Below are 19,236 nucleotides of genomic sequence, written 5' to 3' on the forward strand. Positions count from 1 at the left end.
CTTGAACTAGCCAAGTTTATAGCGTAACGGGGTCTTACATTTCAGCTAAGATGCGTTTCACAATTAAGCTGATCAATTCTTCTTTATTAGTAGCTTCAAGAGTTGGTTCTTTTACTTCAGTTGCTCTTGTTCCTACAATATCTTCTAATTCCTTCAAGCCATAACCTACGCGACGAATGTTAAGTAGGTTTAATGGACCAACGTTATCGGAAGTTGAGCTTCCTCCAACCGCTCCACAACCCAATGTTAATGCTGGGAATAGAGCTGTGCTTGCACCGATACCGCCTAGAGTACCTGGTGTATTAACAAGGATACGGGATACAGGCTGTTTCAAAGCGAATTCACGAACGATAGCTTCATTGTTTGTATGAACCATCATTGTGTGTCCAGCACCTTCGTTATTTAAGATCTCAACGCAACGATCTAATGCTGTTCTCCAGTTGTCTTCTGTGTAGAAAGCAAGGATTGGAGCCAATTTTTCACGAGAGTATGGAACTTTGCTTCCAACTTCTGTTTCTTCAGCGATTAGAACTCTAGTTGATTCTGGAACTTGTAGGTTAGCTAATTTCGCGATGTGCTGAACGCTTTTTCCTACGATTTGAGGATTCATTGTGCCATTTGCACGCATGATGAATTTTCCAAGTTTTTGGCTCTCTTCTTTGGACAAGAAGTAAGCTCCTTGTTTTTTGAACTCTGCTACAATTGTCTCTTTGTTATCTCTTTCGACAACTACAGATTGTTCAGAAGCGCAAATCGTTCCGTTATCAAACGTTTTAGAATCCATGATACGTTTTACTGCTAAAGAAATGTTAGCACTTCTTTCAATGAATGCTGGTCCATTACCAGGTCCAACACCGATTGCTGGTGTACCAGAAGAGTAAGCTGCTTTTACCATAGCTGTACCGCCAGTGGCAAGGATCATAGCTGTATCATTGTGTTTCATCAATTGATCTGTTCCTTGGATAGTTGGTACAGTCATGCAGCTAATCGCGCCATCTGGGCAGCCTGCTTTTTTAGCAGCTTCACTGATGATTTTTACGGTTTCCAAGATACAACGTAGTGCATTTGGATGTGGGGAAAATACAATACTATTTCCCGCTTTAAGAGCGATCATTGCTTTATAGATAACGGTAGAAGTAGGATTTGTTGATGGAATAAGACCAGCTACAACACCTACAGGTACACCGATCTCCATTGTTTTCTTCTCTTTATCTTCATTCAAGATACCTACAGTTTTTAGGTCTTTAATCTCTTCATAAACATGCTTGGAAGCAAATGCATTTTTAACAACTTTATCTTGCCAACGACCAAAGCCTGTTTCTTCGTTTGCCATTTTAGCTAGCTTCTCACGATTCTCATAAGCAGCATCCGCAATTGCTTTTACAATGGAATCGATTTGTGCCTGTGTCATGGAAGCTAGTTTGGCTTGAGCTTCTTTTGCTTTTTTGATTAAAGTACGTACCTCTTGAATGGACATTAAGTCTTTATCTAGAACTTCCATTTTCTACTCCTTCTCTCCCTCATGTTGTTGGATCGCTTCGATAAGCTGATCCTTTTTGGCATACTTTACTTGCCCTTTTGTAATGTTTGCTAATTTTAACTTGTAAGCTATTTTTCTTAACTCCGCTAGTTTCATATCTTCTAGTCGTTTATCTTTCTTTTTGCTAGAAGAAACAAGGGAGGTAGCTTCTTCTAGTAGTTGCTCTTGGATTACCGCATGATTTAGATCTTGTTCTTCCTCTTGGGCATGATCCTTTGGCTTAACAGAGACTTCTTCAAGGTGATCAACAACAGGTGCTGTCTCTGACACTTTTCCTCCAGTTATCACTTCAAGTGGAGTACTTTTGATGTCTTTTTCAGGTAATTCCTTAGGCGTAACCTTAGGTGCTTGTTTTGATGTTTGTTTTGGCAAATCAACATCTACGATTTTAGCTGTTTCTTCATGTGGTCTTGCGATGACAAGACTATTAAAGAGACAGTTTAGTTGTCTGGCAGCAGCACTTCCCGCATCAACAGCAGCCTGTACCGCTCCGACATCGCCTTTGACTTTAACTGTAATCAAACCATCTTTTTTTAATCTTTCAAGACCAATCAATGTTACGTTTGCGGCTTTGAGAGCAGCGTCAGCAGCTTCCATTGCTCCCAAGAGTCCTTTTGTCTCTACAAGTCCTAATGCTTGATTTTTCATGGATTATCCCTTAGTAACTGGTAGGGTTGTCAGCCACAAATTGAACGGCTGCTGCAAATGCATCACATGCTGCTCTGCATGCAGATTGACTACCCGTTAGTAAGGCACCACCAAAGTTGGTTTCAGATGGAGGTCCAAAGAAAGCTCCAATGCTCACATCGGCTGCTTTGAGCGCTGCATCAAGTGCGTACATTGCTTCGAGAGGAGGGGCAATCAAATAGGCAATCGCTTCGCCCTCATTTATATTAGCTACTTGAGACAAATAGCTACCTGTACGGGAAACACAATGTGCGAAATACGTAATGGAGTTATCGTCATTAGCACCTACGAAATGTGCTGAGTCTTCGATATAGGTGATAGCAGCGCTAAGTCCACTTTTCACTTCCGCTGGGCTTGGACCTGCAATAATTCCAATTACCTCACCAGCTAGTTTGGTAGATGCATTAGCTGATCCTGCATACATACTTTTTGCATAAACAACATCTACATCGGCTGCTTTGGTTGCTTCGTCCAATGCTGTATATGTCACATCATCAATATCAACTGTGATGATTCCCAAGCTTTTGTGATGCGGTTTTAATTCTAGCTTCTCAGCCATATCAGGACTCACGTTGGAGATCAACTTGGTTCCTAATACTTTTGCGTAGATAGGCTCGTTTCTCATCAGACTTCCTCCCTCTCCTACAATTTCAAATCGATACCTGAAGCTTTTTTCTCAATCATGGTTTTGATTAGCTCTGCAATATGAGCCCCAGCTTCTACTGCTGGTGTACCACCTTGGTGAATATTAGAGATAACTGTTCTTCTTGCTTCTGGCATACCAACTGTTGGCTTATAAGCAACATAAGCACTCATTGATTCTGCTGTAACTAGACCAGGTCTCTCCCCTACTAGCAGACATACAACATCTGCTCCGGTAATATCACCGATGACATCCATGGACGGTACACGGCAATGTTTTACGAATAAAATATTGCCCAATTCGATTCCATACATTTTTAAACCTTGAGTAATGGATGGTAAAATGTCTCGAAGATTAGCTTCAATTGCAGCAGAGCTTAATCCATCCCCTACAACCAATTGAACTTTCGCAAATTGTGTTGTGTTCTGTTTTACATATTGGATGGTTTCTGAAGATAGCTGACGGCCTAAATCTGGTCGAGTGATATATTCGTCTTTGTCTTTACAAAGCGTTGCAATCGATACCAAATTCATTTCTTTTACAAATTCTTCAGGTACATAGGAGAAAACTGCATCCTGTGCCGCTGCATGGTCCGCACGAAAACGTAAGGAGGTAGATGTTTTGTAACGCGGGCCTGCTCTCCAAATCCCTAAACGAGCAGGGGTTCTTTCTTTCATTTTCAGATACCCTTCTCTATCCTCAGGGTCTGGAATTAAAAGCTGCCCTTTAATGTCAATCTCTGTGATGTCGTCTAGGTATTCATCACTGATCATAGATTCCTCTTGATGTTGTTGAGCACTTGCTGCAATTGCTTGAGTAACTATTTCCTGTGATACTACTTCCTGTGTAGCTGCTGCCTCTTTTGGGCTGTCCATCATTTGAGATAGAATACTTTCAATCATGGATTTTAGTTCTTTTTCGTTCACTGTTGTTTCCTCCTTTCTCTACTTTAAGAACACAGAAGCGTCTCCGGCTTTTTTCGTAAGTTTTCCATTTTCAATGAAGCCCATTTTTTCCATCCATTGTTCGAATTCTTTAATTGGAGTTAAGCCTAACAGCTCACGCAATGTTGCTGTATCATGGTATCCAGTCGTTTGATAGTTCAACATTACGTCGTCACCATGAGGGATACCCATGAAGAAGTTACATCCAGCAGCCGACAATAATACTGCTAGGTTTTCAATATCATTTTGGTCCGCTTTCATATGGTTGGTGTAACAAGCATCGCATCCCATTGGAATACCTGTTAATTTACCCATGAAGTGATCCTCAAGACCTGCGCGAATAACCTGTTTTGAGTTGTAGAGATATTCAGGTCCGATGAAACCAACAACTGTATTTACAAGGAATGGACTAAACTTCTTAGCAAAACCATAGCAACGTGCTTCCATTGTTACTTGGTCCACTCCATGATGAGCTTCAGAAGACAATTCGGAACCTTGTCCAGTTTCAAAATACATTACGTTTGGACCAGTAGCTGTACCTTCATGCAAAGCTAGTTGTTGTGCTTCTGCAATTGTTGCCGCATTAAAACCAAATGCTTCGTTTCCTTTTTCAGAACCAGCGATTGATTGGAAAATCAAATCTGTAGGAGCACCCTGACGAATAGCATCCATTTGTGTCGTTACGTGAGCTAATACGCAAGTTTGGGTAGGAATTTCCCATTTTTGCTTGAACTCTTCAAATCTTTTTAAGACACGAGCAACGCTTTCAGTGGAGTCATCTACCGGGTTCAAACCAAGTACCGCATCACCAATACCGTAGGTTAAGCCTTCCATCAAGGATGCTGTAATACCGTCTGGATCATCAGTTGGATGGTTAGGCTGTAGACGAGCAGATAGCGTTCCTGCGCGACCAATTGTTGTATTCGCATGAGCAGTAATGCGGATTTTTTTTGCTCCGTAAATCAAGTCAAGGTTGGACATGATTTTTGCTACTGCTGCGATCATCTCAGAAGTCAAACCTCTGGAAATGCGTTTGATGTCAGATTCTTTTGTGTTCTCATTTAGAATCCACTCGCGCAATTCTTCAACTGTCCAGTTTTTAATTTCAGCGTAAATTTTTTCGTTCACTTGATCCTGAATGATACGTGTTACTTCATCCTTTTCATAAGGAACAACTGGATTGTTACGCAAATCGGCTAATGTTAGTTGGGCTAGAACAACCTTAGCAGCAACGCGTTCTTCAGCAGAAGTAGCAGCAACACCGGCTAATGTATCCCCAGATTTTACTTCATTCGCTTTTGCTAGAACTTCGATGATGGATGAAAATTGATACATCCGACCAAATAATTTCGTCTTTAAGATCACAAAAGCTCCTCCTCTCATTTGTACATCTCTTAGTTGAATACGAGTGTTTTGATCACTACAGGTAATACTTTTCCATCGGCAATTGGTTTCCCAATGTCAATGTAATCGCCATTGTCTACCTGAATACTATCGATGCACACAACATCTTTTTTGTAGTCGAGTAGTGCATACAGGGTTTGTCCTAGTACCTTCGCCATGTCATGGTGAACAATCACTATGAATGGATACTCTCTTTCAAGTAGCTCAGCCATCCCCTTTTGTATTCCTTTAGCGTATATCTGAATTTCGGGGAAGCTAGGATTCTTTTTCCCTTCAATGGCAATCGCTACTTTTTGTAGATCATTATCTACTTTGAACCACTCTAATTTTTCACGAATGGCCTGTGCTAGCTTCTCTTCGTCTCCCGATTCGTCTGCGTTCGAAACCTTTAGAATCGGTACGTTTTTAATCGGAAACGATTCATCTGTATAAGTGATCGTACTACCACTTATTTCAGTAGTATGAGAACCAGCACCAACAACTGTTGCGCGAATTGTCTCTACAGAATGAAAGACTTTCATTTGTGTCATCAGTGGAGAAGCAGCAATCGCTCTTCCTAGCAAAATGCCGATATCTCCGTAATGGAACACATCCTTCTCTTCATGCTGATAGATATAATCGGCTACGCCACCTGAAAAGGAAATGCATGAAATCGGTTTGTCTAGTTTTAAACCTCTATGAGTGAGAATCGTTTCATAGAAATCACTTTTTTCTTTTAGACCCACACTTTCTTCTAGTAGCCAAACCATTTCTTGGATGATTGGTTGCAACTTCTCTGGTGTAGCGGTTTGTCCTAGCTGTATGTCGTATCCTCTTTTTTGAATCAACATGTTGATTTTAGGTGCGATATAGATGATTTCATGAGTCACGGGATTTACCTTGATCAATCGTCCACCAATATCTAAACAACCCGTATCCTGTGATTCTCCGTGGCTAAATACCGCTAAATTACTAGTACCGCCACCAATGTCAATGTTAACAATTGAAGTAGAATGCTCCTTCGAATACGTATGTGCCCCTGCTCCTTTAGCAGCAATTAGGCTTTCAAGATCAGGACCAGCTGTTGCAACTACGAAATCACCAGCAAAGCCGCTTAAGGTAAGTAATACCTCGTTTGCATTCTCTTTTCGTGCCGTCTCACCGGTTATAATCACGGCGCCAGTTTGAATCTCTTCTTTTTTAATGCCAGCTTTTTCATACTGCTCCTGTACAAACAGCTTAATTTGTTGAACATCAATTCTGTTTGCAGAGAGCAATGGTGTGAAGCAAATATCACTTCGGTATACCACTTCTTTATCGGTGATGACGATACGTGGAACAGAAAACGTTGAGGCCAAGTTTTGAATATATAGCTTTGAAAACACTATTTGGGTTGTTGATGTTCCCATATCGATACCTACGCTTAGCAATTCCTCTTTCATTTTGTCACCCCCTATAGCTAGTAGAAAAAAGAAAAGAGGCTTAAAGTTACATACATCCCCATCTACCAGGAATATATAACCTTAAGCCTCTTTGCTTATTTCATACTACGTCTTTGTAGTATCATTATTAAATTTTGAAAGAAAAAGTAACAGATGTTCCATTTTCGCTAGAAGCAATTTTCATGCTCCCTTTTAGTTTATCCTTAACATAGCTTGTTACAATAGATAAACCTAGGCTTTCTTGTGAACATTTATCAACCCTGAAACCTTTTCCATTATCAACCACTTCAAGGGTAGCATACTTCCCTTCGACACAAAGGGAAACCCTTACAATTCCCTCCTCACAATCGGAGAAAGCATGCTCGTAGCAATTCTGTAGCAACTCATTGATTATAAGAGCTATAGCAACTGTGCGATTACTATCTATACAAATTTTTTGATTGGCTTCAATGCGTATATCAATCTTCTTACAATTAACAAAGCAACGTTGAATATTAGCTGCGATTAGCTCAATAACCTCAAGCAAATCTACGTTAGCTTCTATTTGTGTAGAGAGCAGTTCATGCGTGGCAGCGATAGCTAATACTCTGCTAACGCTCTCATTCAGACATTTCTTTGCTTCTTCACTCTCACATTGTCTAGATTGAATACGCAGTAAGGAAGCTACCGTTTGCAAATTATTTTTAACACGATGGTGAATCTCACGAATAGCCACGGATTTTGAGATAATTTCAGCTTCCTTATCTTTAATTTCCGTTACGTCATGCAAAATAACGACTAAACGTAAATCACGCTCATCAATCAACAATCTTTTTACCTGAAAGAAATACTTAGCAACATGTACATCTTTCTGGAATTGAGTCAGTTGGGTTTCATCAAATTCTCTCATTACCTCGACAAACAAGGTTTGATCTAGCGAGAGATTATCGTAATGTAAACCCTGTATATCTTCTAAATACCCCAGATTTTTATATTGTCTATCCGCTTTGCTATTCTTGAGTTTTAAAAAACCATCTTTATCAAAGATTAAAATAGCGTCATCTAGCTGATTGATAACGGATTCATTAAACCGGATCATAGCTGTTACGGTAGATGCTATATCTTCGTACTGGGAATCATTTTTCGTTACTTTAAAGTTCGCATTGACGTCTTCGCTTACATCTTTTTCATAGATAAGCACAGCGATGACTTTTCCATCTAAATGAATGGGATATACCGTCTGTCGAACCAATTGATTCTCTTGGGTTTTTGCAACAAGACCCACTGACATAACCCCAGTCTCTAGCGTCCGGAGTACACCAGGCTCGTTCTCTCTTAAAGCAACCTCGCCAACCACTGGACATTGATAGAGAGATTGTGCAATCCCATGAGTTTGGTGGTAGACAACAATCGCTTCGTTCGTCACTTTTGAAAGGACATCGATAAAAAGGTCCCTTCCCTCCTGCAAATCAAATAATTCGTTTGAATGAGCTACTTCAATGATTTTCTGAATTTCAGCATCAGATAAATGAGTATGTTTTTTACACAATTGTGTAATTGTCTCTTTAATCATAGGAAATCACGATTGTGGTAGCGATTTCAATCATAGGACATCGTTTATCCATACTCAATTTACGAATCGTCTGATATGCTTCTTCTTCAGAAAAACCATTTTCTTTCATCAAAATACCTTTTGCCTTCTCAATTGCAATTCGTTCTTCTAGCTTTTGAGAGACTTTTGTATAGTTTTTTTCTAGCTTGCGAAATTCTTTTCCCTTGGCGATGGTTACTTCCACCATCGGAATGAAAGACTTTTCATCAAGTGGTTTTACTAGATAACCCAAAGCACCAATACTGGAAGCCTTTTCGATACTTTCTTTATCACTAAAGGCTGTCAGCAAAACGACGCCACCAGCTAATTGCTCTGAAAGGATTCTTTTTCCCGCTTTTAATCCATCTAGGATAGGCATCTGAATGTCCATAATCACTAGATCAGGCAAATGCTTTTTACATAACTCAATGGCTTCAAAACCGTCTGAAGCTTCCCCTACCACATTGTAGTTCGCTTCTTTTAAAATCTCACGAATATCCATTCTTGTAATAGGCTCATCATCGACTACTACAATTTTTCCATTCATGGGTACCACACCTCATTGTCTAAGCAAAATAAATACTTCCCAAAACTTATTCATCATCACTTAAATAGCTTTGCAGCTCTTCTAAACCAATGTTTTCAGTAGAAGAAATCTCAAAAATGGTTGAAGCTCCAGCCGCTAGCAAATATTCTCGGGCTTTTTTCACATCCTCCGTATTTTTGGCAATGTCTACTTTTGTAATGATACCAATAACTGGCTTTGCAAATACAGAACCAAAAGAAGGTGGAAAATAACAATCTTCATTTGTGCAATCTTGCACAAGGCCTATGACATCCGCATCGACACTTGTTACAAGCAACATTCTATATAAACCTCTATTTTCTATACATTCCCCAGGTGTGTCAATGGCTTGATCGAAGGTTTCTATGGCTTGTGTTTTCTTATAGGCGATCACATGTCCGTGAAGTCGCTGGCATAAAGTGGTCTTCCCACATCCTGTATTACCGGTTAGAATAATTTTTTTCATAACTACGTTCTCGTTATCTTCGTAGCTGAAAATCCTAAAATATTCTGTAAGCCAAGCAATACTTCATTTAGCGCGGATTCCACAGAGGATACATCACCTGTAATCACCACTGATCCACTAAAACGATCCACAAAGCCGATTAGCACTCCAGCAGCTTTTGTTGCTATGTCAGCAGCGATAATCGAAGCTTCACTTGGGGTAATGGTCAAAATACCAATTGCATCCTTCGTATCGCTACCTAATCCTAGCTTTTTATAAATATCTGCATTCGGATTAGCTATGATATGAGCTAGTGTGACTTGTTTACCTGGTACATACTCCTGAATGACACGTTGTTTCTCGTTGTTTTGGCTCATAAATCTCATCCCATCTGCTTGAAAAAACATTAAAAACACATAAAGGCCCCTTAAAAAATACACTCGGCAATTTTTAAGGAGCCTCTTCGCTCTCAACTGAAATTCTTAACACGTCATTGTGTTAATTTCACTATATTTGAACTTGTAAACGATGTCAATACTTCATTAGACTAATTTCGACAAAATATTCGCTACTGAAACATTTTGTTCAAAATTCCAATAACATCTTCTTCCGTTGGCACACGTGGATTTGTTTTTGTACATCCATCCTTAAGCGCGCCTTCTGCAATCGCATTTCTCATTTCTTCCAGTTGCTTATACTCTATGCCACAATCCCGCAAATTCGTTGGCATTTTCAATTGTTTTTGCAATTGCTTGATTGCATTAATTAAGCTGCGCACTCCACTTCTCGTATTGCTTGCTGGAAGACCTAAGGTTTTAGCAATAGCTACGTATCTCTTAGCGGTCGCCTGATTTTCACTCTGACCATATCCTGTTCCACAATTCGCATTGAATTCGATGACATGTGGAAGCAGTAAGGAATTCATGCGACCATGAGGAATGTGGAACTTAGCTCCAGCTACATGGGCAATTCCGTGATTGAGGCCTAGTGATGTAACATTAAAGGCCATTCCTGCAAGGCATGAAGCATTGTGCATTTTTTCACGTGCCTCTAAATCATTACCATCCTTGTATGCTCTTACTAAATATTCAAAGACAAGCTTCATCGCCTTTTCCGCAAGAGCATCAGAAATATCATTTGCTTTTGTAGACACAAACGCCTCGATAGCATGCGTCAAAACATCCATTCCCGTATCGGCTGTAATAAAATCAGGGACGCTTTTTACTAGCTCTGGGTCTAAAATAGCTTCTTCTGGCGTCATATCATTCGACACTAGAGGGTACTTAATATTTTTTTGCTGATCACTAATAACAGAAAATGCGGTTACCTCTGATCCTGTTCCACTTGTTGTCGGAATGGCAATGAAAGGAAGGTCTTTTTGATTCGACACTTGTTTCGCAAAATATTTCATTGCTTTCGCTGCATCGATAGCTGAGCCTCCTCCTAGTGCAACAATCGTATCCGTTTCAAACTCACTAAGGGCTTTCATTCCACTTACAACAACCTCGATTGGCGGGTCTGGAACGATATCACTAAAAACCAAGTGCTTATTACTCGCGTCAATCTGGTCAATGACATGCTGAATCATTCCCGATTGAACCATAAAAGGGTCTGTGACAATAAAAATTCGTTTTTCTTTCAGATCCTGCAGGCGATGTAGTGCGCCTTGTCCCATGTAAATATCTGTTTTAAAACTAACCTTATCCATGCTGACACCTCCATTTGGAATAAAAAAAGAGGCTTTTTAGAAGGGAGCATACCCTTTAAAAGCCTCTTTGCTATCTACATAAGTAACACGTCTTTGTGTAACCTGTATTCTGTTTTCTACCAATACTGTACTACTATATTTACCATATAGTCAACTATGTATTGATTGTTATTTTTAAAAACACTATACACGTCTTTGTGTATAAAAACCTTTTGCATCAAAGGTTTGATATGATTCGGCAAGCACTGCATTGTGCCTGTTCAGTTGTCAAGACTTAGCAAAATGTTGATTTATCAATTTGTGCAACAAAGGAAGTAAAAGAGGTGTGAGTACGAAATAAAAAACGAAATTCCCAATTGCATGCATCGTATCATAGGGGACTCCTGCTAGATAATAAGCAAGAAAATAAGTTGAATCATAAAGCGGTACCTGACAAAGAGAGTTAACAAACCCGTAAAGCATTCCTGTAAATCCGGCGTATATGGCCATCACGAACAAGGAAAGCTTTGGAAACACAGGACGTATAAATATACCGGTTACTACGACAATTATACAGTATGCAATGATCTGCGGGATAATCCAAATCCCGATCCCTAGGACCATATTTGACAAAATCATCACAATTATCGCAAGCAACAAACCATATCGAAGTCCCATCAGAATTGTCATAAGAATGACAAATGTTGTCACGGGCTGTACGTTAGGTATGGACGACAGTGCAATCCGACCAGCAACAGACAAGGCAGCTAAGATAGCTAGCAACGTTATGCCTCTTACACTAGATAGGGATGCTTTGTGTATTTGATGGTTAGGAGGCATGTAAATCCCACTTAATGACATCGCCATCTTTGACTTTAAGATCCTTGGCTCCTGTAACCGCTGGTGCTCCGTTCACTTCGTATAACCAATACTTTTTCTCTGCTGGATTTTGCTTCACATCCTCAATTGACGTGATAAATCCATTATCGTCTTCCACTTTAAAATTGGTTTTCATCAACTCATACAAGGTTTGATCCCCTTTGAATTGAATTGTTTTTTCAGCAATTTTGGTTTTGCCCTGATCGCTTGAAACTTCCACAACGATCTTGTTTTCAACCTTTTCTTCTGCTGATGTGTTTTGCGCTACTTCATTATTTGAACAACCCACTACACTTACCAGCGCAAGTGCAATAAGTAAGGCGATTTGACAAACTCTTCTTACCATTTCCGCTCCTTTCTCCATAAAAAAATCTAGTGAGGCGGGAACATCACTAGACTTGGACTAACCACTTTCGCCTCGAAATGGTTAGCCTTTCAGTAGTTTTTAGGTAAAAGACCTGACTTAAGACCGGAAAACAGTCTATCACAGTGGCGGGACCGCGTTGGATTTGCACCAAACTTCCATTACCTAAAACTATTATTATTTACATGAATGAGATGTGACCCATTTGAAAATATTATAGCACAAGAAATGGACTTGACAATCATGCTGTTGTGACAAAATATAGTTGTATTCTTCCATATTTTAAGACAGGTGACGTAAAATTCCCCGAGCAATATGAACGCCGCATGCTCCTGCTTGCGCAAGTCCTCGCGTTAAACCTGCTCCATCGCCGCCTGCATATAAACCACTAATTTCTGTTTCAAAGTGCGGATTCAAATATGGACGTGCTGAATAGAATTTCGCTTCTACTCCATAAAACAGCGTGTGTTCACTTGCAATACCCGGCGTAACATGATCGAGTGCCTCTACCATTTCAATTAAGCTTTTCATTGTATTATATGGTAATACTAGGCCGAGATCACCTGGTACGGCTTCTTTTAACGTTGGCTCAATAAATCCCTCTTTCAGTCGTTTTTCTGTCGAACGCCGCCCACGTTTTATATCGCCAAAGCGCTGTACAATCACGGAGCCGTTAGAAAGATCATTCGCTCGCCTTGACACCTCTTTCGCGTATTCGTTTGGCTTATCAAATGGTTCTGTAAAGACATGAGACACAAGCAGAGCAAAGTTCGTGTTAGGGGACCCCAGCTTCTCATCCTTGTATGCATGCCCGTTAGCCGCCATCACACCGCTGTGATTTTCTACAACAACATGACCGCTTGGGTTAGAACAAAAGCTTCGTACAATTTGATCCGTAGAAGATTTGAACAAGAACTTCCCTTCATATAGATGCTTATTGATTTCTTCCATGACTACATTGGTTGTTTCTACACGAACCCCCACATCTACTTGATTGTTACTTAATCGTAGGCCCTGTTTTTTCAAAATCTCACCGAACCATTGCGAGCCGTCTCGGCCAGGAGCAATAACGATTTTGTTCGCTCGGTACTCCTGACCCTTTTTACAGGTAATTCCGCGAATTTCTTTACCACTTTCCGTTTGCTCAACAATGATATCTTCCACTTCCTGCTTAAAAAGCATTGTAATTTTTGATTCTAGCTCTTCGCAGATACTCTTCAAAATCTCCAAGTTTTGTTCCGTACCTAAATGACGGACATTTGCACGCAGTAGTTTCAGTCCAACTGCTTGCCCCTTACGTTCTATATCACGGACAGCCTCCGTGGTTGGATCGGTTATATTGGGAGTTGCTCCGTGTTTTAAATTAATATCATCAACATATTTAATCAGCTCAAGCACTTCAGAAGGTGCTAAATAATCGGTCATCCAGCCACCGAATTCTGTCGTGATGTTAAATTTTCCATCTGAATAAGCTCCTGCTCCACCAAATCCGTTGGTAATTGAGCAGGCTGGCAAGCAACCACTAAAATCCTTTCGACCTGCTGGAGGCGGACATTTACTAATTTTTTTCTCAAGGATGGGACAGCGACGCGAGTAAATATTATGTCCTTTTTCAATCAACAGGATCTGTAAATCAGGTTTTTTATGGATCAATTCATATGCCGTAAAAATTCCTGCTGGACCAGCTCCGACAATGATAACATCATAATTCATAGATGTTGCCCCCTTGAAAATGTTAGGAAATTACAAGCCTTATTGATTATAACATTCCTTTTTAAATAATCAAGAAACAATCCGAACATTTTTATCTAATATTTATTTTTTGTTCGTATTATTCATTTGTAATTGTTCTTGGGAAAAAGTTTAATGAAACGATATTTCCTTCTTAATCCCTTCATTTCTAGATTGATATATAAGACAGAAAATTAGTACAATGATTAAAAAGACGAAAAAGGAGAGAACCTACTCGTGCATACTGAACCAATTCTTACTTTAAACAAGGTAAGCTGGAACATTCATTCTCAAGAGCATTGGTGTCTACTCGGTCTAAATGGATCAGGTAAATCAACCATCCTCCAGCTTCTAAACGGCTATATATGGCCTACTTCTGGAGAAATTGAGGTTCTTGGGAAAAAGTTCGGTACCTATGACTTGCGACAGTTACGCAAAGAAATCGGCCTTGTCAGTAGTTCTCTGCAACAACAGCTTCGAGGCGGCGATACCGCGCTAGAGATTGTATTATCTGGTAAACACGCTTCTTTAAGCCTTTACGAGCCAAAGCTTCAAGAAGAGATAGAGCAGGCAAAAGCTCTATTAGAACAATTTGGTTGTACTCATTTAGAGCATCGTCCCTATCAGGTTTTGTCACAAGGCGAACGTCAGCGTATTTTATTAGCCCGTACCCTAATGGCATCCCCACGATTGTTGATTTTAGATGAGCCTACAACGGGTCTTGATTTTATAGCACGTGAACAATTATTACTGTACATTGAAACAATAGCGAAACAGCCTAATTCTCCCACCATTATCTACGTCACCCATCATATAGAAGAAATTTTGCCTTGTTTTACTCATACGCTCTTACTCAAGAATGGGAGCATTTTTGATTCTGGTCAGACACAAGACATGCTTGGTCCAGAGCTTTTATCCCGTTTCTTTGAGATCGAGATTCAGCTTGAACACGCTATGGGCCGGCATTGGTTGTTTTGTAAAGAGCCTGTCGGCAAGCGTCCCTGATGAGCTTTATCTATCAAAAAGAAAATTTTATAGGTAAAAACAAAAAGATATCCATATAAGTAAGCAGAACTATATATAGAAGGACAAAAACAAAGGATTGATTTTATGATGTGCGGGATTAAAAACAAAGCATAAACAAAGAGACTTACTGCTTACCATGCACCGGCAAACTATTATGGACAGAATAGAACAGGATTTGTTGAAGGATTCGAATATTTTGTCCGTGTTTTATAGAGGGTCAATTGGCAACCAAAATACCGATCTGTACTCTGACATTGATCTTGGTATCGAGCGGAAGATATGCAGCCCTCCATCTGGTTACAAGCTGAGAATTTGGAGTGGGTCGATGAGATTTTAAATCTGATTCTTTAAACATATTCCATATAGGGCAGCTATTTGCTGCTCTTCTTTGCATTGGGAGAAAGAGAATTCTTTTTACTTGGTTTGTTTTTTCTAAAAAATTTTTTGATTGCTGGTTAAATGATACTCCTCCATCAAAGAATAACTACTGATGTGGAAAAAAGCATTGAACCACTGGGTGAAGCTTGTTACAATGAGTCCTTGTAACAACTTCATACACTCTTCGCGGTTCGAGATCTCCCGCGTTATCAAAACTAGGAGGATACATGTTTAATTTATGGTTTGGGATTGGCTTTGTGCTAGTCAATTTTGTCTTATTCTTATTATGCTATCGTTTTTTTGGCAAAGTAGGCTTATATGCTTGGATTGGATTTGCTACCGTGCTGGCCAACATTCAAGTAGTGAAAATCGTTGAGCTGTTTGGTTTTGCCATGACGCTTGGAAATACGATGTATGCAACTATCTATCTATGCAGTGACCTGCTCAATGAAAAATATGGGCAAGAGCAAGCGAAAAAAGCTGTCTGGTTTGGCTTCTTCACGCTAATTGCCACAACCATTATCATGCAGATGGCCCTTAGATTTGTACCTCATCCAGATGGGCTGGCGAAGCAGGATGCCTTAGCCATGATTTTTGGCATTATGCCTAGACTGGTAATTGCTAGTTTAACGTCATATTTTATTAGTCAGTTTTTAGATGTCCGTATCTATACTTTCTTAAAGAAGATATGTCCGAAACCAAATCAATTATGGATTCGAAATAACGGAAGCACTTTAATTAGCCAATTAGTTGATACCGTACTCTTCTGCACCATTGCTTTTTTAGGGGAACTACCTATGGATACTTGGTTTGACATTTTACTCACAACCTATCTGATTAAATTCGTAGTTTCGGCTGCTTCTACACCGATTTTATATATAGCGCGTAATTTTACGTTTACCAAAGAAAGCTAAGTATTCATTACTAGCTATCCTCTGAAAATCAAAAGTCCGTTTGTACATGAAAATCCATGTTGCAGGCGGACTTTTGATTTAGTTCATATAATGTTATAATTTTCTGATAAAATGAGGAGGTATTAGTATGCTTGGCTTTTATAACCGTTTATCTTCAGAAGTATATGATTTGGATAAACCAATTGGTCATTCCTTTGGTGATGTAGAATTTTATAAACAAAGATTACTCCTACATAAAGGAAAAATCCTTGAACCTGCTGTAGGTACAGGTCGTATACTTATTCCACTCTTGGAAAGTGGTTTACAGGTAGAAGGATATGATAGCTCCCCAGAAATGCTTCGAATCTGTCAGAATAACTGCCAAAAAAAGGGACTATCTCCAACCCTGTTTGAAGCAACGATGGAAACTTATGCATCACCTACCCTGTATCAGGCCATTATTATACCCGCTGGAACATTTTTATTGATTCATGAGAGAGAAGCATCCATCAAAGCCTTACAAAACTTTTATCACAGTCTGGAAAACGGCGGAAAATTAATCATTGATCTTTTTTTACAAACAGAGTTCAGCTTTGGAACGATCTCAACAAGAACATGGACATGTGATAACGCTGATGTGATCACATATCAAGATACTTTGGTTGAGGTAGATTATATTAATCAATATAGTATTTCTTACGGTCGATATGAAAAGTGGCGTAATGGAACTCTAGTAGAAACTGAGCTAGAACGTTTTCCCCTACGTTGGTACGGCGTAGAGGAATTTAGAATGATTCTTGAAAAAATTGGATTTCAGCAGATTATCATTTCAGCTGATTATCAGTTCCAGGCATATCCAACCAACACAACGAAAATCATTACCTTTGAAGCGATTGCTAACAAGGCGGGAAAAGCTGACAAGAATGTTAAAACTGATGCTATCAGCTATGACATGTAACACTTCGTTATTAGGAAAGCGACCGTTCGAATGTTCCCAATCGGACGGTTCTTTGCCTTTACCGTTTCGGCAAGAAGATATGAATCGACCTCATATTTTTCACAATTGATACTATCCTTTTTGTATAATCCGTATCCTGAAAGATCGTTTTATATCCTAGCAACAAAACGATGATAATAACGAAAAAACCCCACTTTTTCATACACAGCTTCCCCTTTCATCCTATAGGATAGGGACAACTGTTTAAAAAATAAGCAGGGTAAATCTAAAATAATTCTTAATTTATTCGGTTAGTCTTTAAAATCTTGGGTCTTTTGATGAAAATTCTGCGGTAAACGCACTTTAAAACATGTTTGGATCACATTACTCTCCACAGAAATAACACCATGATGCTGCTCTACAAGATTCTTCGCAATGAATAACCCCAGACCTGTACTTCCTCCCTGATGGGTTCGTGCCTGGTCACCTGTGTAGAACATTTCAAAGATGTGCGGCAGCTCTTCTGAAGGAATGCAATTTCCATAATTGACTATCTCTACTACCACATCCTCGACATCCAGATAACAACTAATATCTACAAACTGACCATCATTTCCATAACGAATGGCATTGGTCAAGAGATTTTCAAACACCCGCGCAAGCAGTTCCCCATCTCCCCAAATATTTAGCTGCGGCGTTACGTTCAGTCTAGCTTCCAGCTGGTTTTTCTCAAAGGCTGGGTATAGTTCTTCTTTTAATTGCACGAGAAGTTCACTTAAATCGATTGGCTTCTTCTCAATGGGAAGCATTCCATAATTCATTCTCGCGATTTCAAATAATTCATCGATCAGCTTTTCTAAACGTTGAGACTTGGTAAAAGCAACGGCCATATAATGTCTGACTTGTTCTGGGGTCAAATGATCGTCTTGTAGAATGAAATCTAAATACCCTATAACAGAAGTCAGCGGAGTGCGCAAATCATGGGCTAAATTCAATACTAACTGGTCCTTGCTATTTTCTGCGAAATCTCCTCTTTCGACCGCTTTTTGCAACTTCTCACTCGCCAAATTAATATCTTTTGCAATATCTCCAAACTCATCATTCGAAGGAATATGAACCCTATTTGTGAAATTACCATTGGCAAGATGATGAATGCCATTGGATATCTGTTGAAAGTAAGTGGCATAAGGCTTGGTCAAAAGAAAGAAAAACAGAATAGCAAGAGGGATAAAAATAAGCAGAAAAAAATTGATATCCCCTATATCTCTGATGAAATAGCGAATCGTAGTTAGTGGGTTTTCGAACTTGACCTGAAAACGATAATAAAGCTGAAGAGCTTTATAGAGTATGTAGGTAATCGTACCAGACAAGAGCATACTAAGACCCAATAACAGAATCATTTTAGAACGAAAGCTTCGTATCATTTTATCCATTGAACGAATACCCTACTCCCCAGACGGTTTTTATTAGTTTGTTTCGATTTTTATCTTCTCCAAGTTTTTTCCGTAAGGTACGAATATGGACCATGACGGTATTCCCTCCCTCAAAGTATGCCTCGCCCCATACCTGTTGAAAAAGGTTTTCGGCACTATACACCTTCTTGGGATGACGAGCTAGCAAATACAAAATATCAAATTCCTTTGGCGTCAGTTCAATGGTTTTGCCGTAAAGGCTTACGGTTCGTTCCTCCGGATAAATGATTAAGCCCCCCGCCTCCACAACAGGTTTGTTCGTCGCAGCCAGTTGATTTAACTGCATGGAGCGCCTAAGCTGAGCATTTATTCGAGCAACCAGTTCCATAGGGTTAAATGGTTTGGTCATATAATCATCTGCACCCATTACTAATCCTGAGATTTTATCTAAGTCGGAGTTTTTTGCACTTAAGAAAATAATCGGCATTGGATACTGTTCCCGAATAAGTCTGGTTACTTCATACCCATTCAGCTTTGGCATCATAATATCCAAAATCGCCAGATCAATCGAATGGTTCTGAACCGCATGAATTGCTTCTTGCCCATCAGACACTTTCATGCAATGGTATCCCTCTTTTTTTACATGTAACGCAATCAGCTCTGCAATCTCTGCTTCATCATCAGCTATCAAAATAGTGATACGCTTCATT

The 19,236-nt window shown here is 39.6% G+C and carries 20 protein-coding genes and 1 riboswitch; of the genes, 3 read left to right on the forward strand and 17 right to left on the reverse strand.

Annotated features, from left to right (window positions below; genetic code table 11):
* Positions 1 to 34: 34 nt before the first annotated feature.
* From GOP56_RS05915 to GOP56_RS05980, 14 genes are all read right to left on the reverse strand, one after another.
* A complete protein-coding gene (locus tag GOP56_RS05915; RefSeq protein ID WP_068792404.1) occupies positions 35 to 1,501 on the reverse strand; it encodes an acetaldehyde dehydrogenase (acetylating) in 1,467 nt (488 codons plus the stop codon).
* A 3-nt stretch (positions 1,502 to 1,504) separates the two neighbouring features.
* Complete coding sequence (locus tag GOP56_RS24250; RefSeq protein WP_163244959.1) at positions 1,505 to 2,188, reverse strand: BMC domain-containing protein; 684 nt, start codon at positions 2,186 to 2,188, stop codon at positions 1,505 to 1,507.
* Positions 2,189 to 2,198: 10 nt separating this feature from the next.
* Positions 2,199 to 2,852, reverse strand: coding sequence for an ethanolamine utilization microcompartment protein EutL (gene eutL / locus GOP56_RS05925; RefSeq protein ID WP_003336176.1), 654 nt, complete (start codon positions 2,850 to 2,852; stop codon positions 2,199 to 2,201).
* Positions 2,853 to 2,869: 17 nt separating this feature from the next.
* A complete protein-coding gene (gene eutC, locus GOP56_RS05930) occupies positions 2,870 to 3,643 on the reverse strand; it encodes an ethanolamine ammonia-lyase subunit EutC (RefSeq protein WP_371807989.1) in 774 nt (257 codons plus the stop codon).
* 171 nt (positions 3,644 to 3,814) lie between these two features.
* A complete protein-coding gene (locus tag GOP56_RS05935; RefSeq protein WP_104032073.1) occupies positions 3,815 to 5,179 on the reverse strand; it encodes an ethanolamine ammonia-lyase subunit EutB in 1,365 nt (454 codons plus the stop codon).
* 29 nt (positions 5,180 to 5,208) lie between these two features.
* On the reverse strand, positions 5,209 to 6,639 hold the full coding sequence (gene eutA / locus GOP56_RS05940) for an ethanolamine ammonia-lyase reactivating factor EutA (RefSeq protein WP_022586883.1): 1,431 nt from the start codon (positions 6,637 to 6,639) through the stop codon (positions 5,209 to 5,211).
* 127 nt (positions 6,640 to 6,766) lie between these two features.
* A complete protein-coding gene (locus tag GOP56_RS05945; protein ID WP_031309892.1) occupies positions 6,767 to 8,188 on the reverse strand; it encodes a sensor histidine kinase in 1,422 nt (473 codons plus the stop codon).
* Complete coding sequence (locus tag GOP56_RS05950) at positions 8,184 to 8,756, reverse strand: ANTAR domain-containing response regulator (RefSeq protein WP_003336170.1); 573 nt, start codon at positions 8,754 to 8,756, stop codon at positions 8,184 to 8,186. Before GOP56_RS05950 ends, GOP56_RS05945 begins: the two co-directional genes overlap by 5 nt.
* A 46-nt stretch (positions 8,757 to 8,802) precedes the next feature.
* Positions 8,803 to 9,240 carry a EutP/PduV family microcompartment system protein gene (locus GOP56_RS05955; protein ID WP_003336169.1) on the reverse strand — a complete coding sequence of 146 codons (438 nt, stop codon included), beginning with the start codon at positions 9,238 to 9,240 and terminating at the stop codon, positions 8,803 to 8,805.
* A 2-nt stretch (positions 9,241 to 9,242) separates the two neighbouring features.
* On the reverse strand, positions 9,243 to 9,596 hold the full coding sequence (locus tag GOP56_RS05960; RefSeq protein WP_003336168.1) for a BMC domain-containing protein: 354 nt from the start codon (positions 9,594 to 9,596) through the stop codon (positions 9,243 to 9,245).
* Between the two features lie 191 nt (positions 9,597 to 9,787).
* Positions 9,788 to 10,927 carry a 1-propanol dehydrogenase PduQ gene (locus GOP56_RS05965; protein ID WP_003340295.1) on the reverse strand — a complete coding sequence of 380 codons (1,140 nt, stop codon included), beginning with the start codon at positions 10,925 to 10,927 and terminating at the stop codon, positions 9,788 to 9,790.
* A 267-nt stretch (positions 10,928 to 11,194) separates the two neighbouring features.
* On the reverse strand, positions 11,195 to 11,689 hold the full coding sequence (locus GOP56_RS05970) for an ECF transporter S component (protein ID WP_371807984.1): 495 nt from the start codon (positions 11,687 to 11,689) through the stop codon (positions 11,195 to 11,197).
* Positions 11,690 to 11,735: 46 nt separating this feature from the next.
* A complete protein-coding gene (locus GOP56_RS05975; RefSeq protein WP_163244966.1) occupies positions 11,736 to 12,131 on the reverse strand; it encodes a DUF4430 domain-containing protein in 396 nt (131 codons plus the stop codon).
* A gap of 51 nt (positions 12,132 to 12,182) precedes the next feature.
* A riboswitch (adenosylcobalamin (AdoCbl) riboswitch) is annotated at positions 12,183 to 12,335 on the reverse strand.
* 96 nt (positions 12,336 to 12,431) lie between these two features.
* Complete coding sequence (locus GOP56_RS05980; protein ID WP_022586879.1) at positions 12,432 to 13,862, reverse strand: NAD(P)/FAD-dependent oxidoreductase; 1,431 nt, start codon at positions 13,860 to 13,862, stop codon at positions 12,432 to 12,434.
* 255 nt (positions 13,863 to 14,117) lie between these two features.
* Between GOP56_RS05980 and GOP56_RS05985 the strand changes: the two genes are divergently transcribed.
* The 3 genes from GOP56_RS05985 to GOP56_RS05995 all read left to right on the forward strand — a co-directional run bounded on the left by GOP56_RS05985 (position 14,118) and on the right by GOP56_RS05995 (position 17,135).
* Entirely contained in the window at positions 14,118 to 14,885 is a 768-nt protein-coding gene (locus GOP56_RS05985; RefSeq protein WP_163244969.1) for an ABC transporter ATP-binding protein, read from the forward strand.
* Positions 14,886 to 15,511: 626 nt separating this feature from the next.
* Complete coding sequence (locus GOP56_RS05990; RefSeq protein WP_003340305.1) at positions 15,512 to 16,198, forward strand: queuosine precursor transporter; 687 nt, start codon at positions 15,512 to 15,514, stop codon at positions 16,196 to 16,198.
* A gap of 127 nt (positions 16,199 to 16,325) precedes the next feature.
* A complete protein-coding gene (locus tag GOP56_RS05995) occupies positions 16,326 to 17,135 on the forward strand; it encodes a class I SAM-dependent methyltransferase (protein ID WP_003340306.1) in 810 nt (269 codons plus the stop codon).
* A gap of 58 nt (positions 17,136 to 17,193) precedes the next feature.
* On the opposite strand, the gene GOP56_RS06000 is transcribed toward GOP56_RS05995, so the two are convergent.
* The 3 genes from GOP56_RS06000 to GOP56_RS06010 all read right to left on the reverse strand — a co-directional run bounded on the left by GOP56_RS06000 (position 17,194) and on the right by GOP56_RS06010 (position 19,235).
* On the reverse strand, positions 17,194 to 17,337 hold the full coding sequence (locus tag GOP56_RS06000) for a hypothetical protein (protein ID WP_163244972.1): 144 nt from the start codon (positions 17,335 to 17,337) through the stop codon (positions 17,194 to 17,196).
* 88 nt (positions 17,338 to 17,425) lie between these two features.
* Positions 17,426 to 18,547, reverse strand: a complete 1,122-nt coding sequence (locus GOP56_RS06005; RefSeq protein ID WP_035318304.1) for a sensor histidine kinase — start codon at positions 18,545 to 18,547, stop codon at positions 17,426 to 17,428.
* Positions 18,540 to 19,235 carry a response regulator transcription factor gene (locus tag GOP56_RS06010; protein ID WP_003340309.1) on the reverse strand — a complete coding sequence of 232 codons (696 nt, stop codon included), beginning with the start codon at positions 19,233 to 19,235 and terminating at the stop codon, positions 18,540 to 18,542. Before GOP56_RS06010 ends, GOP56_RS06005 begins: the two co-directional genes overlap by 8 nt.
* Position 19,236 lies beyond the last annotated feature (1 nt).

Source organism: Brevibacillus sp. 7WMA2 (genome assembly GCF_010748895.1).
GTDB classification, from domain to species: Bacteria; Bacillota; Bacilli; order Brevibacillales; family Brevibacillaceae; genus Brevibacillus_B; species Brevibacillus_B halotolerans.